Annotated in this window: 13 protein-coding genes; 5 read left to right on the forward strand and 8 right to left on the reverse strand. The window is 73.2% G+C overall.

Annotation, left to right across the window (positions count from 1 at the left end; genetic code table 11):
- Positions 1-247: 247 nt before the first annotated feature.
- Entirely contained in the window at positions 248-1300 is a 1053-nt protein-coding gene (locus tag ACIRPP_RS04095) for a BMP family protein (protein WP_403637839.1), read from the reverse strand.
- Positions 1301-1730: 430 nt separating this feature from the next.
- On the opposite strand from ACIRPP_RS04095, the gene ACIRPP_RS04100 reads away from it, so the two are divergent.
- Both ACIRPP_RS04100 and ACIRPP_RS04105 read left to right on the forward strand, forming a co-directional pair.
- Positions 1731-2675 carry an aldo/keto reductase gene (locus ACIRPP_RS04100; RefSeq protein ID WP_403637841.1) on the forward strand — a complete coding sequence of 315 codons (945 nt, stop codon included), beginning with the start codon at positions 1731-1733 and terminating at the stop codon, positions 2673-2675.
- Positions 2676-2697: 22 nt separating this feature from the next.
- Entirely contained in the window at positions 2698-3054 is a 357-nt protein-coding gene (locus ACIRPP_RS04105; RefSeq protein WP_403637843.1) for a MerR family transcriptional regulator, read from the forward strand.
- 71 nt (positions 3055-3125) lie between these two features.
- Here the strand turns inward: ACIRPP_RS04105 and ACIRPP_RS04110 are convergent, their stop codons facing one another.
- Positions 3126-4352: an amidohydrolase gene (locus ACIRPP_RS04110; RefSeq protein WP_403638324.1), complete on the reverse strand. Its 1227-nt coding sequence runs from the start codon at positions 4350-4352 to the stop codon at positions 3126-3128.
- Between the two features lie 359 nt (positions 4353-4711).
- Between ACIRPP_RS04110 and ACIRPP_RS04115 the strand changes: the two genes are divergently transcribed.
- Positions 4712-5476 carry a class I SAM-dependent methyltransferase gene (locus ACIRPP_RS04115; RefSeq protein ID WP_403637845.1) on the forward strand — a complete coding sequence of 255 codons (765 nt, stop codon included), beginning with the start codon at positions 4712-4714 and terminating at the stop codon, positions 5474-5476.
- A 67-nt stretch (positions 5477-5543) separates the two neighbouring features.
- On the opposite strand, the gene ACIRPP_RS04120 is transcribed toward ACIRPP_RS04115, so the two are convergent.
- From ACIRPP_RS04120 to ACIRPP_RS04135, 4 genes are read right to left on the reverse strand one after another with little or no spacing between them, the layout of a single operon-like run.
- Positions 5544-6635 (reverse strand): hypothetical protein, encoded by a 1092-nt coding sequence (locus ACIRPP_RS04120; RefSeq protein WP_403637847.1) that lies wholly within the window; start codon positions 6633-6635, stop codon positions 5544-5546.
- Positions 6636-6658: 23 nt separating this feature from the next.
- Positions 6659-7597, reverse strand: coding sequence for an N-acetylneuraminate synthase family protein (locus ACIRPP_RS04125; protein ID WP_403637849.1), 939 nt, complete (start codon positions 7595-7597; stop codon positions 6659-6661).
- Between the two features lie 14 nt (positions 7598-7611).
- Positions 7612-8859: a cytidylyltransferase domain-containing protein gene (locus ACIRPP_RS04130; RefSeq protein WP_403637851.1), complete on the reverse strand. Its 1248-nt coding sequence runs from the start codon at positions 8857-8859 to the stop codon at positions 7612-7614.
- Positions 8860-8903: 44 nt separating this feature from the next.
- On the reverse strand, positions 8904-10235 hold the full coding sequence (locus tag ACIRPP_RS04135) for a DUF6716 putative glycosyltransferase (protein WP_403637853.1): 1332 nt from the start codon (positions 10233-10235) through the stop codon (positions 8904-8906).
- 198 nt (positions 10236-10433) lie between these two features.
- On the opposite strand from ACIRPP_RS04135, the gene ACIRPP_RS04140 reads away from it, so the two are divergent.
- Both ACIRPP_RS04140 and ACIRPP_RS04145 read left to right on the forward strand, forming a co-directional pair.
- Entirely contained in the window at positions 10434-11414 is a 981-nt protein-coding gene (locus ACIRPP_RS04140) for a glycosyltransferase family 2 protein (protein ID WP_403637855.1), read from the forward strand.
- The gene (locus ACIRPP_RS04145) at positions 11411-12748 is read left to right on the forward strand and encodes a polysialyltransferase family glycosyltransferase (RefSeq protein ID WP_403637857.1); all 1338 of its coding nucleotides are present in this window, start codon (positions 11411-11413) and stop codon (positions 12746-12748) included. Before ACIRPP_RS04140 ends, ACIRPP_RS04145 begins: the two co-directional genes overlap by 4 nt.
- A 41-nt stretch (positions 12749-12789) precedes the next feature.
- Here the strand turns inward: ACIRPP_RS04145 and leuE are convergent, their stop codons facing one another.
- Positions 12790-13443, reverse strand: a complete 654-nt coding sequence (gene leuE, locus ACIRPP_RS04150) for a leucine efflux protein LeuE (protein ID WP_403637859.1) — start codon at positions 13441-13443, stop codon at positions 12790-12792.
- Between the two features lie 126 nt (positions 13444-13569).
- On the reverse strand, positions 13570-15150 hold the full coding sequence (locus tag ACIRPP_RS04155) for a methylmalonyl-CoA mutase (protein ID WP_403637861.1): 1581 nt from the start codon (positions 15148-15150) through the stop codon (positions 13570-13572).
- Between the last annotated feature and the right edge of the window lie 257 nt (positions 15151-15407).

Genomic DNA, 15407 nt, shown 5'->3' on the forward strand with positions numbered 1-15407 from the left:
GAAAACCCCTTCTGTCCACCTTGTTATGCGCCCGTGCCCAAGCCGCCGTACGCCCTGGCCACGGCGTTGCCGACTGCGAAGAGGGCGTGGCCCTGGGTGATGTGAGAGGGGCCACTGCGGACACGGCGAAGCGGGCGGGCGCCTCTCGGCCACCCGCCCGCTTCGCGTGCTTTTCTCCCGGTCCCGTCGGCCGCCCGCCGGTGCCCGCCGGGCACCTCGGACCGCCGGCGACGCCCGGCTGCTGCGGCTACTCCGTCTTGACGGTGATCGTCCCGTCGACGATGCCCTTCTTGGCCTCGGCCACGGCATCGGTCAGGCCCGGGACCTCGGCCATCTTCGGGTTGCTGTCGGACAGGCCCACGCCGTCCACCTTGAGGTCGAAGACCTGGGTGCCGGTCAGCGGCTTGTCGTCCTGGACCGACTCGGCGAGGGCGAACACCGCCCCGCCGACGTCCTTCAGGGCGGAGGTGAGGATGTAGTCCCTGTAGGGCGCGAGGGCTTCCTGCTTGAACTGGTCGGAGTCGACACCGATCGCCCAGACCTTCGCCTTGGCGGCGGCCTCGATGACGCCCTGCCCGGACAGACCGGCCGCCTGGTAGATGACGTCGGCCTTCTTCTCGATCTGGCCCTCGGCGGCGGCCTTGCCCTTGTCGGGGCTGGAGAAGCCGCCCTCCTCCGCCGTCTGCGTCAGGTACTGGGCGACGACCCTGACCTTGGGGTCGGTCGCCTTGACGCCCTGCTGGAAGCCGGCCTCGAACTTGTGGATCAGCGGGATGTCCACACCGCCCACGAAGCCGACGACGTCGGTCTTGGTGGCCTTGGCGGCGGCGACGCCCGCGAGATAGGACGCCTGCTCCTCGGCGAAGACCAGGGAGGCGACGTTGTCGCCCTCGACCACGGAGTCGACGATGCCGAAGGTGGTCTTCGGGTACTTGGCGGCGACCGCCTCCATCGCCGGACCGTAGGCGAAGCCGACGCCGATCACGGGGTTGTAGCCCTGCTTGGCCAGCGAGGACAGGCGCTGCTCCTTGTCCGCGTCCGTCTCGCCCTCGGTGGGCTCGACGTCGGCGGTCTTGTAGCCGAACTCCTTCTGGGCCTTCTGCAGACCCGCGTAGGCGGCGTCGTTGAAGGACTGGTCGCCCTTTCCGCCGATGTCGTAGGCGATGGCGAGACCGAGGTCCTCCTTGGAACTGCCGCCGCTGTCGCCGTTGTCACTGCTGGTGCCGCCGCAGGCCGTGGCGGCGAGTGCGAGCGACGCGACCCCCACCGCGACGCGAGTCAGTTTCGATGTCCGACGCATCTGAAGTTCCCCATTCTCCAAAGCCCCGCAGCGGGTGCTCGGTTCGGCGCACATTAACGCGCGTAGACACTCCTGGGAACGGGGTTTCGCGGGGCCGTTATCCATTCGTGCCGCTGGCCGGTTACGCCCTTGTGAACCAGGGGGACCGCCGGGGCGGAAAAGGGGCAATCGGTGAGGCGCGCATGCCTGACGGCACGCCACCACGCTGCCCCCGCCCCGCCTGAGCCGCAACCCGGACGGGCGGACGGGGGACGGGTGGGACGGGTGGGACGGGAGAGGCGAGCGCCGGGAGGACCGGCCGGGACGGTGCATGAGTCGCGCCGGGGTCGCATGCGGCACCGCGTGTTCGTCACCGCTGTCACCCCGTTCCGCGCTCGATTTCGCGAACGGACTTGATCTGGAGCGCGCTCCAGATCCAAGGATGAAGGGCATGGACCTCAACACCACTGCTTCCCGCATCGTCCTCGGGACGATGGACTTCGGCACCCGCGTCGGCCAGGAGGAAGCCTTCGCGATCCTCGATTCCTTCATCGACGGAGGCGGCGTCTGGCTCGACACCGCGAACTGCTACTCCTTCTGGGTCGATTCCAGCGGCCTCGGCGGTGCCAGCGAGCGGGTCATCGGCGCCTGGCTCCGGTCCCGCCCCGGCGCACGCGACACGGTGCGGATCGCGACGAAGGTCCGGCAGGACCCGCTCGTCGCGCACTCCTGGCCCCAGAGCGCCGAAGGGTTGTCCGCCCCCGCGGTCCGCAGGGGTGTCGAGGGGAGCCTGGAGCGTCTCGGGGTCGACCACGTCGATCTCCTCTGGGCTCACGCCGAGGACCGGACCGTGCCGCTGGAGGAGACCGTCGGTGCGTTCGGCGAGCTGGTCACGAAGGGAACGGTGCTGCGCGTCGGGGCCGCCAATCACGCCGCCTGGCGCGTCGAGCGCGCCCGGTCGCTCGCCCGCGAGCAGGGCGTGGAGCCGTGGACGGCGCTGCAGCTGCGCCACTCGCTCGTCCAGCCGCGTCCCCTCACCCCGCTCGCGGAGAGCGGCCATCGCCTGCTCACCGAGGAGGACCTGGACCTAGCGCGGTCGGAGGGGCTCAGCGTGTGGTCGTACAGCTCGCTGATGTGGGGTTCCTACGTGCGCACCGACAAGCCGCTGCCACCGACCTATGATCACCCCGGTACCACCCGGGTGCTCGCGGTCCTGGACGAGGTGGCCGGCGAGCTGGCGGCCACTCGGAACCAGGTCGTCCTCGCCTGGCTGATGCACCGTGGGATCGACCCGATCGTCGGTGTGAGCCGGGTGGAGCAGATCGAGGAGGCACTCGCCGCACACCGTGTGCGGCTGAGCGACGAGCACCTGGCGCGCTTCGCCGAAGCCCGCTGACGACGGCCGGACAAGGAGCCCCGTGACCACGCGCCTCACCCCGGCAGCGGCGGCCGGCCGCACCGGCGTCTCCCTGGACACCCTGCGCTACTACGAACGCGAGGGGCTGATCGGACCGGTCCGGCGCTCCCCCGGTGGGCGCAGGGAGTACACCGAGGACGACATCTTCTGGATCGGCCTGGTCACGTGCCTGCGGGACGCCGGCCTCGGCATCGCGGACCTGCGGGAGTTCGTGGCCATCCTGCGCACCGACCGTTCCGCGCAGGACCGGGTCGCCTTCCTGCGCGAGCACCGAGCCACCCTGGAGCAGCGCGTGGCGGCACTGCGCCGGGCCATGGAGGTCCTCGACGACAAGATCGCCTACTACAGCCGGCCGTAGGGTCTTCCGTTTGGATCAGGCCGGATCAGGCACCGGGGCCCGCGAGCCCGTCCTGATCCGAACGAGAGGCCCTAGCGCAGCGTGTCGAGCAGCGCGGCGGCGGTGAAGAGCTCCACGCCGACGGTGATGGCGTGCTCGTCGACGTCGAAGTCGCCCTGGTGCAGGTCACGCACCGTGCGCTCGCCCGGGGGACGGACGCCGAGGCGGGCCATCGCGCCGGGGACGTGCTCCAGGTACCAGGAGAAGTCCTCGCCGCCGAGGCTCTGTTCGGTGCCCTCGACGGACTCCACCCCGCGCCGCGCGATCATGGCGTCGCGGAGCAGTTCGGTCACTCCGGCCTCGTTGACGACCGGCGGCACCCCGCGCACGTAGTTGATCTCCGACTTGGCGCGGTGCAGGTTGGCGACCTCGTCGATGGCGGCGACCACGACGTCGGCGGCCTGCCGCCAGGTCTCCAGGTCCAGGCAGCGCACGGTGCCGGAGAGTTCGGCGTGCTGCGGGATCACGTTGGGCGCGTGGCCGGATTCGATCCGGCCCCAGGTGACGGCGAGACCGCTGCGGGTGTCGACGCGCCGGCCGACCAGGGCGGGCACGTCGGTGACGACCCGGGCGGCGGCGGTGACCAGGTCGGTGGTCAGGTGCGGGCGGGCGGTGTGGCCGCCGGGGCCGTCGAGGGAGATCTCCAGACGGTCGCACGCCGAAGTGATCGGTCCCTGGCGCAGTCCGATCCGGCCCGCGTCGACCCGCGGGTCGCAGTGCACGGCGATGATCCGGCCGACGCCGTCGAGCGCGCCGTCCGCGATGACGTCGGCGGCACCGCCGGGCAGCACCTCTTCGGCGGGCTGGAAGATCAGCCGCACGGGGCGGGTCAGCAGCCCCTGCCGGTGCAGGTCGGCGAGGATCAGCCCGGCGCCCAGGACGACGGTGGTGTGCACGTCGTGACCGCAGGCGTGCGCGCGGTCGGGCACGGTGGAGCGGTACGGGCAGTCGGTCTTCATGTCGGGGATCGGCAGGCCGTCGATGTCGGCCCGCATGGCGAGCACCCGTTCCGCGCCGGGGATCTCGCCCACGCCGATGTCACAGATCAGTCCGGTCCCGCTGGAGAGCACCCGCGGCCGGAGACCGGCGCGCTCCAGCCGCTCCTTGATCGCCGCGGTGGTGCGGAACTCCTGGTGGCCGAGTTCCGGGTGCCGGTGCATGTCCCGCCGGAACAGGACGAGCTCGGCACGGAGCTCCTCGGGCAGCGCGCCGGGAAGCACGGCTCCGCCGGCGAGTTCGATCTCGGACTCCAGTGACATCAGTGGCTTCACCCTTTGAAGAGTAGGGCGCCAGCGACCTCGACCGGTGCTCGATCAAGAAAAATCAGTCCGTTAGGGGAAGAAAAACTGACTGCCCTACGCATAGCTGTGCGTGTGGCTGGGTAAACTGCCGCTCCTCCGCGGGGTTGAGGGCCCTCCACACCCGCCGGGACGTGAGATCGATCACAGTCCCGGCCTCCGGCGGCGAGAGAACAGGCCACCCCTCCACCTTCCCACGGATACCACGCATCGCCCCGGCCACGCCGGTCGGTTCGCCCCGAGGACACCCGGGGCCGTTCCCGGTCCCCTCGGCCGGATCCCCTCCGTGGTGCCGTCCGCATCCCCTAGGGTGCGGCTCCATGTCCGCCGATCAGCCGGAGTTCCTCCGGGCCACGCGTGAGTCCTACGACGCCATCGCGGCGGAGTACACCGCCCGCTTCGCCGACGGCCTGGCCGTGCTGCCGCTGGAGCGCGGCCTGCTCGCCGCGTTCGCGGAACTGGCCCGGGCGGCCGCCCCCGCGGGCGCCGCCCCGCCCCCGGTCGCCGACCTCGGCAGCGGCCCCGGGTACGTCACGGCGCGCCTGCACGACCTGGGGCTGCCCGTCTTCGGGGTGGACCTCTCGCCGCGCATGGTGGCCCTGGCCCGCCGGGCCCATCCCGGGCTGCGTTTCCACGTCGGCACGATGACCTCGCTGGACCTGCCGGACGCGACGCTGGGCGGCATCGTGGCGCTGTACTCCGTCATCCATGTGCCGGACGGCCACCTGGCCGCACTGTTCGCCGAGTTTCACCGGGTCCTGGTCCCGGGCGCCCCGGTTCTGCTCGCCTTCCAGTCCGGCGACGAGGACGAACGGGCCCACGTGGCGGAACGCTTCGGCCACGCCGTCTCCCTGGACTGCCACTGGCGCACCCCGGAGACGGTGACCGGCCACCTCCGCAAGGGCGGACTGGACGTCACGGCCCGGGTGCTGCGCGCACCGGGGCCAGGCGAGACCCGCCCCCGGGCCCTGCTGCTGGCCCGGCGCCCGCCCGCCGACCCGGACGGCGGCCCGGACGGCGGCCCGGACTGCGGCGACGGCACGGGGACGGGCAGGGCTGACGGCGCGGGGACCCACGGCGGCTGAGGACTGAGGGCCTACAGCGGCTTACGGCCCACCGCCCGACGGCGGCACCGAGGGGCGCGGCCCGGCCTCAGACCGCCGGTGCGGTGCGCACCCCCGGGACCCCTGGTACCGCCGTCAGGCGGTGGGCGTCGCGGGCCGTGCGGGTGACCCCGGCCAGGAAGCCCCCGGCCCGCGGGGAGGCGCCGTCGGTGAGCCAGGCGGGGTCGATGTCGCAGACCGCGACCCGGACCTTCGTGCCCGACAGGGCCAGGGGCAGGGTGTGCACCACGGTGGACGGGAAGCTGAGGACGGTGCGGGCGACGGGCCCGCGCCGGGCGACCAGTTCCAGGGGCAGGTCGGGCCGCACGATCTCCAGCCCCGTCACGCCCGCCATCCGGTGCAGTTTGGCCGCGCTCTCGCGCCGGTGCGCGAAGTAGCGGGTCGCGCCGTGGGTCCGGGCGAGGGAGCGGACCGCCTCCAGGTAGGCGTCGGCGTCCACCACGCCGGTCTCCACCAGCGACGTGCCCACCAGGTCGGCGCCGCCGGTGACGCGCGGCGGCCCGAAGCGGTCCCGGGTCCAGGCGAAGGTGTGCGCCCGCACCGTCACACCGGGCGGGGTGGCGTCGACCGGCATGGCGGAGAACACCTCGACGGTGCGCGTGCCGCCCGGGGTGAGCCGGCGGCGGGCGGCGGCGGACACCGGGGCGAGCAGCAGGTCCCGGGGGCCGGGCCGGCCGCCCTTGCGGTGCCAGCGGACCAGGCGTTCGCCACGGGCGAGCTGGCCGACGAACTCCATGGTCGCGGTGCCGTCGTCGACGACGACCAGGGCGGGCGCCCGGGTGAGGGTCAGCAGCAGCTGGACGTAGCGCGAGAAGGGGTCGCCGAGGACGACCCGGTCGGCGCGGCGCAGGGCGGCCGTGAGGCCCCCGACGGTGCGCAGCGGGGCGCCGGGACCGCCGCGGGCCTCCTCCCAGCGGACCTGGTGGCCCTCCTCGCGGGCCAGCCCGCACATGCGGCGCAGCTGGCCGCGCGTCATGGGGTCGACGGGGGACAGCACCACCAGGGTGAGGCCCGCGCCGGGAGCGTGCGCGTGCGCCCACTCCAGCACGTTGAGCAGTTGCACCGGACTCTCGACGAAGGCGAGCGTGTGGGGGCCGGTGCTCCCGGCGCGTGGGCTCATCGGCGTGTCACACCGTCCGTGTCTCAGACCGTCAGCGGCTCGCCCGCCGCCGCGGCGATCTCGGCGTCGGCGACCACGCCGGGGACGCGGCGCAGCTTCTTCATCGGGCCCAGCTCGGACTCGTAGACCCGCTTCACTCCGTCGCCGAGGGACGCCTCGATGGTGCGGATGTCGCGGACGAGGCGGCTCAGGCCCCCGGGCTCGACGGACGCGGCCTGGTCGGATCCCCACATGGCGCGGTCGAGGGTGATGTGGCGCTCGACGAAGGCGGCGCCGAGGGCGACGGCGGCCAGGGTGGTCTGCAGGCCGGTCTCGTGGCCGGAGTAGCCGATGGGGACGTTCGGGTACTCCTGCTGGAGGGTGTGGATCACCCGCAGGTTGAGCTCCTCGGCCTTCGCCGGGTAGGTGGAGGTGGCGTGGCAGAGCAGGATGTTGTCCGAGCCCAGGACCTCGACCGCGTGGCGGATCTGCTTCGGGGTGGACATGCCGGTGGACAGGACGATCGTGCGGCCCGTCGCCCGCAGTGCGCGCAGCAGTTCGTCGTCGGTGAGGGAGGCGGAGGCCACCTTGTGGGCGGGGACGTCGAACTTCTCCAGGAAGGCGACGGCCTCGGTGTCCCACGGGGAGGCGAACCAGTCGATGCCCTTCTTCCGGCAGTAGGCGTCGATCTGGCGGTACTCGTCCTCGCCGAACTCCACACGGTGTCGGTAGTCGATGTAGGTCATCCGGCCCCAGGGGGTGTCGCGCTCGATGTCCCACTGGTCGCGCGGCGTGCAGATCTCCGGGGTGCGCTTCTGGAACTTGACGGCGTCGCAGCCGGCCTCGGCGGCGGCATCGATCAGCTTGAACGCGTTCTCGATGTCGCCGTTGTGGTTGATGCCGATCTCGCCGGTGATGTAGACGGGGCGGCCGGGGCCGGCTTCGCGCGGACCGAGGGTGCGGATGCGGGAGTTGGTGCTCATGACCGGTGGTTTCCTTACCTGGGGAGGGAATCGAGGGAGGGGCCGAGGATCCAGCCGGCGATCTCCCGGATCGCGCCGTCACCGCCGGGGAGGGTGGTGACCGCGCGGGCGGCGCCGCGTACGGCGTCGTGGGCACTGGCGACCGCCACGGGCCAGCCGACGAGGGCGAGGCACGGGAGGTCGTTGACGTCGTTGCCGACGTAGAGCACGCGCTCGGGAGCGATGCCCTGTTCCTCGCACCACTGCTTGAGGGCGAGGTCCTTGCGGTCGACGCCGTGCAGCACGGGGACGCGCAGCTTGCGCGCGCGGGCGGCGACGACCGGGTTCTGTTCCGTGGACAGGATCAGCAGCCTCAGGCCGCTGCGGCGCAGGGCCGCGACGCCGAGCCCGTCGCCGCGGTGCACGGCGACGAACTCCCGTCCGTCGGAGTCGATCAGCACCCGGTCGTCGGTCTGGGTGCCGTCGAAGTCGAGGACGACCGCGTCGAGGTCGGCGGCCGTCGGCCGGGCGCCGGGCTCGCCCGCGTCGAGGAGCGGGGCGAGGGCGCGGGCCCGGGCGAGGTCGTGCGGGTCGTCGATCTCCAGGACACGGGCCGGGTCGGTGCGCACGGGTTCGGTGCGGCCGAAGAAGCGGTGCCGGTGGGCGCGGAAGCCGGCCGCGTCCATGGCGTAGGCGGCGCCGGTCTCCAGCAGGTCCTGCGGGCGGTCCTGGCGGCGGGGGCGGACGGACTTGTCGTGGTTGACGCCGTGACCGCCGGCGGCCCCGGCACCGGCGGCGGCGCCGCGCCCGTCCCCGCCGTCCTCGCCGTCCCGCCACAGGAAGCCGTGGAACGGGGCGACGGTGACGGCCGTGTCGGCGCGGCCGCCGACGACCGCGGCGGCCACCGCGTCGACGTCCCCGGCGCTCAGGAAGGGGCTGGTGCACTGCACGAGCAGCACCACGTCGACCGGGGCGCCGTGGGTGTCCTCGTGGGCGTCCAGGGCGTGCAGGACGGCCGCCTCGGAGGAGGCGGTGTCACCGGAGAGGGCGGCGGGCCGCACGACGACCTCCGCGCCGGCCCGCCGGGCGACGTCGGCGATGGCCGGGTCGTCGGTGGAGACGACGACGTCCGTGACGTGCCGCGCAGCCCGGCACGCGCGCACGGCGCGGGCCACCAGGGGGACCCCGCCGACGGGGGCGAGGTTCTTCGCGGGCACTCCCTTGGAGCCGCCGCGGGCGGGGATCACGGCGAGCACCCGGCGGGCCGTGGGCGGAAGGGACATGGGATCAGCTCCTGGAGCCGGGGGCGGGGTGTCCGGCGGCGGGGTCACAGCTCCCCCATCCGGCGGATCGCGGGGGCCACCCGCTGCACGCCGTGCCGGTAGGCACCGCGGGCGGCCCGGCGCACGACCTGCCGGATCGGGCCCGGGGCCCGGTCGGACGCGGGGGCGCCGGGCAGCGGGGCGCCGTCCGGGGCGAGGTGGTGGCGGGCGAGGACGCCGGGCAGGTAGCCGGGCGCGGTGGCGGCCGTGTAGTACGGGGCCAGCGGCGGGAGTCCGCCGGGGCGGCCGAGCAGGGCGCCGATGCGGGCGCGGGCCGCGGCGAAGGCGTGCTCGTACGAGTCTGTCCCGGAGGCCGTGCCGCCCGGGGCCACGCCCTGTCCCGCCACCCACTCCGGGTCGGGTTCCGGGCGGTGGCCGGCGTCGAGCCGGTCCCAGGAGGTGAGGCAGCCGGAGCCGACGAAGTGGTGGTTGCCGAGCGCCTCGCGGACACCGAGGTCGGTGAGGACGGCCGTGGGGATGCGGCGGTGCAGGGACTCCAGGGCGGCCGTGGAGCTGACGGTGACGAGCAGGTCGGTGCGGTCCAGGACCTCGCCCATGTGGCCGTGGACGAGGCGGAGGTTGGCGGGGAGGTCGAGGCGCCGGGCCAGCTTCTGGTAGGGCACTTCCTCCAGGTGCGTGGTGTGTTCGCCGGGCTTGGAGCGCAGCTTGAGCAGCACCTCGCGCTCCGGGTGACGGCGGGCGTGCCGTACCAGTCGGTCCAGCAGGTAGGCGCGGTCGCGGCGGTTGTCCGGCACGGAGGGCTGGGCGGCGAACACCACCGTGTAGGGGGTGTGTTCGCGGGTGTACGGCTCCCCGCCCAGGAAGGGCAGCGCCACCTCGGTCACCGCGGAGGCGTCGGCGCCCACGCCCTCGTACACGGCGCGGAAACGCTCCGCGTCCCGGCGGGAGTTGGCGAGGACCACGTCGGCCCCGTGGCGCAGCAGCAGGCCGTCGGCCAGCTTCTCGTAGACGATCCCGACGTAGCCGGTGACCACCACGGGCCGGTCGGGGCGGTTTTGCCAGACCCGTCCGAGCCCGTGCAGCATCGCCTGCACTCCCCCGCCGACCAGGGCAAGGACCACCAGGTCGCAGGGCTCCTCGCCCATGGCGTGCAGGAACTGTGCGGCGGTGACCTCGCTCAGGCCGTCCGCCGGGGCACCGACCTCGGTGAGCTGGCGGGCGGTGGGGGTCGCACGGCCGCGCAGGAGGTATCCGTCCAGGCGGATCTCCGTGTCCCCGGGGGCGATGCGGCGCGCGGTGAGGGCGCCCCATTTCCACCGGGTGTCGGAATCCGCGAGGACGGCCACTCGCAGGGAATTCGTCGCACTTGCTGGCACGTCGAAGACGCTAGGAAGCAATTCCGAGGAGCGGCCCAACCGGAATCCAACAAACGGTGAACAGCGGCCCGCCGCAAGGCGAATCGGCACACCGGAGCCCCGGAATTCCGCCCGCGTCACGGCATCGCCATATGCCGTTCACCGGAATGCAAGCAGCGGGTCAGAGGGAATGCCGGGGCGCCCCTTAACGTCGCCGACGTGTTCAAGCTCTCCGTCATCGTGCCGTTCTACAACGTGCGGCCCCACGCGCCCGATGCCCTGCGAAGTCTGCGGGCGAATGCCCGCGCGGACTTCGAATTCATTCTCGTCGACGACTGTTCGACCGACGGCACCGCGGAACTCCTCGCGCGTGCGGAACGCGAACTGCCGGGGGCGGTCCTCATCCGGCACGAACGGAACGGGGGCCTGGCGACCGCCCGCAACACGGGCATCGACCGGGCCCGTGGGGAGTACCTGACCTTCCTGGACGGCGACGACTGGCTCGCCCCGGGTCACTACGCCCGGCTGGTCGCCGTGATCGAGGAGCTGGGCTGCGACTTCGTGCGCACCGACCATGTGCAGTGCACGGCCCGGGCCCGCACCGTGCACCGCGTCCCGCACGGCCGCCGCAACGTGCCCGTGCGCCCGCGGGACGCGATCCTGCCCGCCCACCGGACGACGTCCGTGGACTACGCCTACGCCTGGGCGGGCGTCTACCACCGCCGGCTGGTGGAGCGCGGGCTGCTGCACTTCACCGACGGGCTGCGCACGGCGGAGGACCGGCCGTGGATCTGGCGGCTGCACCGGGAGGCGGAGTCCTTCGCCGTGTCCGGTCTGCTCGGGGTCTTCTACCGGCGCGGGCTGCCGTCGTCGCTGACGCAGATCGGTGACGCCCGGCAGCTGGACTTTATCCGCGCGTTCGACCAGGTGGTCGAGGAGACCGCCCGGGACCCGGAGGCGGCGGCGCTGTTGCCGAAGGCGGTACGCACCTACTGCGCGATCATCTCCCACCACCTGGGCAACCTGGACCGGTTCGAGCCCCCGGTCGCCCGGCGGCTGAAGACGATGAGCGCCGCGGCGCTGCACCGCCTGCCGCAGGACGTGCTCGACGGGGCGCTCGACGCGATGGACGCCGCACGCGCCGCCCGGCTGCGCAGGCTGCGCCGCCGTCCGCTCGCCGCCCTGGAGGGAGCCGCGTGACCACGCAGATCTTCATGGCGTCGACCCTGTACGGCACGGGCACGCTCGCCGCCGCCCTCGACGCGGGCTGCTTCGGGCCCGCGGACCGGCGGATCCTGCTCGTGTCCAACAACGCGACGACGCCCGAGACGACCCCGTCCGTGGACGAGATGCCCGGCTTCGAGCGGCTGCGGTCGCGCTTCGACGACGTGGTGTCGTGGAACGCGACCGTCTTCCCCTTCCACCCCGGTGCCTGGTCCCCGCGCCCGGACGACGAGCCCCTGTGGGAGCGGCACCTCCGGCTGGCGTGGGGCATCGGCGACGACGACGTGGCGCTCGTCGTGGAGTCCCTCCAGGTGGACCCGGCGCTCGGGGTGGCCCGGATCTTCACCGACGCCCCGCTGACCGTCTACGCGGACGGCCTGATGAGCTACGGGCCCACCCGCAACAAGCTGGACCCGCTGGTCGGCACCCGGGTGGAACGGCTGCTCCACCTCGACCTGGTGCCGGGGCTGCGGCCGCTGCTGCTGACCGAATTCGACGTGCCGGCGGAGGTCGTGCCGACCCGGGCGTTCACCGGGGTGCTGGACGAACTGGCCGACACCGCGCCGGTGCTGCCGCAGGCGGCCGGGGCGGCGGTGCTGCTGGGCCAGTACCTGTCGGCGCTGGGCATCCTCACCGCCGAGGAGGAGGAGCGGCTGCACGTGCGGATGCTGCGGGGCGCGGCCGGACTCGGCCACACCCGCGCGGTGTTCAAGCCGCACCCCACGGCGCCGGCCCGCTACACCCGCACCCTGGAGGAGGAGGCCGGACGGCTGGGTGTCGAACTGACGGTGCTGGACACCCCGGTGCTCGCCGAGGCCCTGTTCGCCCGCCTGCGTCCCGCGCTGGTCATCGGCTGCTTCTCCACCGCCCTGCTCACCGCGTCCGCGTTCTACGGCCTGCCGGTGGCCCGGGTCGGCACGGACACCCTGCTGGACCGGCTGACGCCGTACGAGAACAGCAACCGGATCCCGGTCACCGTGGTCGACGCGCTGCTGCCCGGGCCGGACGACGCGGCGGCGGTGGCCGGGCGGCGCGGCGCCCTGGACACCGACGCGCTCCAGGACCTGGTCCGTGCCGTGGGGTTCGCCATGCAGCCACGGATCCTGCCCGGGCTGCGGGCGGAGGCCGAGCGGTTCCTGGCGGCCCGGCTGGACGTGCGGACGCGGCCGTACTTCAAGAGGAGGCGGCTGACGTCCCTGGGCCTGCCGGGCGGGGTCCCGGCCCGGATGGGTTTCCTGCCGCGGAGCGCCGCGGTACGGCGGGCCGCCCGGACGGCGCGCCGCCTGCGGCGGACGGTGGCACGCGGCTGAACCCGCCCCGCCCGGGCCCTCCGGGGTGCCGCGGGCGGGGCCTACGCGCTCGCCAGCGACAGCTTCGCCGCGAACCCGAGGAACAGCGCGCCCGCGGCGGAGGTCGCCCCGGCCGACAGGGCCCGGCGGCGGCGGAAGGCGGCGGCGAGCCGGGTGCCGCCGAAGATCAGGGCGCTGAGGTAGAGGCCGCTGGCCACTTGCAGGCAGGCGCCGAGGACGAGGAAGGACAGGGCGGGGTAGGCGTAGCCCGGGTCGACGAACTGCACGAAGAAGGCGACGACGAACAGGATCGCCTTCGGATTGAACAGGCTGATCACCAGGGCCTGGCGGAAGGGCCGTTCGCCGGGGGCGGCGGCCCCGTCCGGAGCGTCGTCCGCGGCCCGGTCGGCACGGGTGCGCCACATCGACCACGCCGCCCGGAGCATGCCCACGGCGAGCCAGGTCAGGTACCCGGCGCCCAGGAACTTCACGATCCCGAACAGGAACGCGTTGGTCTGGAGCAGGGAGGCGGCCCCGGCGGCGGCCAGGGTCATCAGGACGGCGTCCCCGCACCAGACGCCGGCGGCCGCCGTGTACCCGGTGCGGACCCCGCGCCGGGCGGCCACGGACAGCACGTAGAGCGAGTTGGGCCCGGGGAGCAGCACGATGAGGACGAGGCCCGCCAGGTAGGTGGGCAGGTCGATGACGCCGAACATGCGCGGAGTTTCGCACAAGGGCGGGACATGTCGCACGGGTGTTCCGAGCGTCGAGACACCCTGTGGGAGTCCCTGTGGGACGCCCGGTGGGACGCCCCGGGGACGCCCCGGGGACGCCCCGGCGGGTCAGAACGCGTCGCTGGGCACGTACGTCCCCCACACCTCGCGCAGGGCGTTGCACACCTCGCCCACGGTGGCGCGGGCGCGCAGGGCGTCCTTCATCGGGTACAGGACGTTGTCCTCGCCCTCGGCGGCCTTCTTCAGGGCGGCCAGGGCCGCGTCCACGACCCCCTGGTCGCGCTCCGCGCGCAGCGTGGCGAGGCGCTCGGCCTGCTGGGCCTCGATGGCGGGGTCGACGCGCAGCGGTTCGTAGGGCTCCTCCTCGTCGAGCTGGAAGCGGTTGACGCCGACGACGACCCGCTCGCCGGAATCGGTCTCCTGGGCGATGCGGTAGGCGGAGCGCTCGATCTCGTTCTTCTGGAAGCCGTGCTCGATGGCGTTGACGGCGCCGCCGAGGTCCTCGACCTTCTGCATCAGTTCCAGGGCCGCGGCCTCCACGTCGTCGGTCATCCGCTCGATGACGTAGGAGCCCGCGAAGGGGTCGACGGTGGCCGTCACGTCGGTCTCGTAGGCGAGGACCTGCTGGGTGCGCAGGGCGAGGCGGGCGCTCTTGTCCGTCGGCAGGGCGATGGCCTCGTCGAAGGAGTTGGTGTGCAGCGACTGGGTGCCGCCGAGGACGGCCGCCAAGCCCTGGACGGCGACGCGGACCAGGTTCACCTCGGGCTGCTGCGCGGTGAGCTGCACGCCCGCGGTCTGCGTGTGGAAGCGCAGCATCAGCGACTTGGGGTTCTTCGCGCCGAACTCCTCCTTCATCACCCGGGCCCAGATCCGGCGGGCCGCGCGGAACTTGGCGACCTCCTCCAGGATCGTTGTGCGGGCGACGAAGAAGAACGACAGGCGGGGCGCGAAGTCGTCGACGTCCATGCCGGCCGCGACGGCCGTGCGCACGTACTCGATGCCGTCGGCGAGGGTGAAGGCGATCTCCTGCGCCGGGGAGGCCCCCGCCTCGGCCATGTGGTAGCCGGAGATCGAGATGGTGTTCCACTTGGGGATCTCGGCGCGGCAGTACTTGAAGATGTCGGCGATCAGCCGCAGCGACGGCTTCGGCGGGAAGATGTACGTCCCGCGCGCGATGTACTCCTTCAGCACGTCGTTCTGGATCGTGCCGGTGAGCTGGTCGGCGCTCACGCCCTGCTCCTCGGCGACCAGTTGGTAGAGCAGCAGCAGGAGGGCGGCCGGGGCGTTGATCGTCATCGACGTGGAGACCTTGTCCAGCGGGATCCCGTCGAACAGCACCCGCATGTCGTCGATGGAGTCGATGGCGACGCCCACCTTGCCGACCTCGCCGGAGGCGATGGGGGCGTCGGAGTCGTGGCCCATCTGGGTGGGCAGGTCGAAGGCGACCGACAGGCCCATGGTGCCGTTGGCGATGAGCTGCTGGTAGCGGGCGTTGGACTCCGTCGCCGTGCCGAAACCGGCGTACTGGCGCATCGTCCAGGGGCGGCCGGTGTACATCGTCGGGTACACACCGCGCGTGAAGGGGTAGCTGCCCGGCTCGCCGAGCTGCTCGGCGGGGTCCCAGCCCTCCAGGGCCTCGGGCCCGTAGACCGGCTCGATGGGCAGTCCGGACTCCGACTCGCGTGCCATGCTGTTCTGCCTCCTGCTGAGCAGGACCGCCTGGGCCTGCCCGCCCGTTCTCGTCAGTTGCTCCGCCCGCCCCGGGGATCCGAGCCTGGGACGGAGCGTAGCGGGGGGTGTGCGGCCGGGTGGAGTGCCGCACCCTGGGACCTTCCTCACAGCGCGGACGGGACCCCGTTCACCGGGCCCGCGCCGCCTCCGCCGGCGCGTCCCGCCCCCCACCACCATGCCTCCGTGTTCGCGCGGGGTCACCTCCGGGGAGGATC

The organism is Streptomyces sp. NPDC101219 (assembly GCF_044767675.1).
GTDB lineage: Bacteria > Actinomycetota > Actinomycetes > Streptomycetales > Streptomycetaceae > Streptomyces.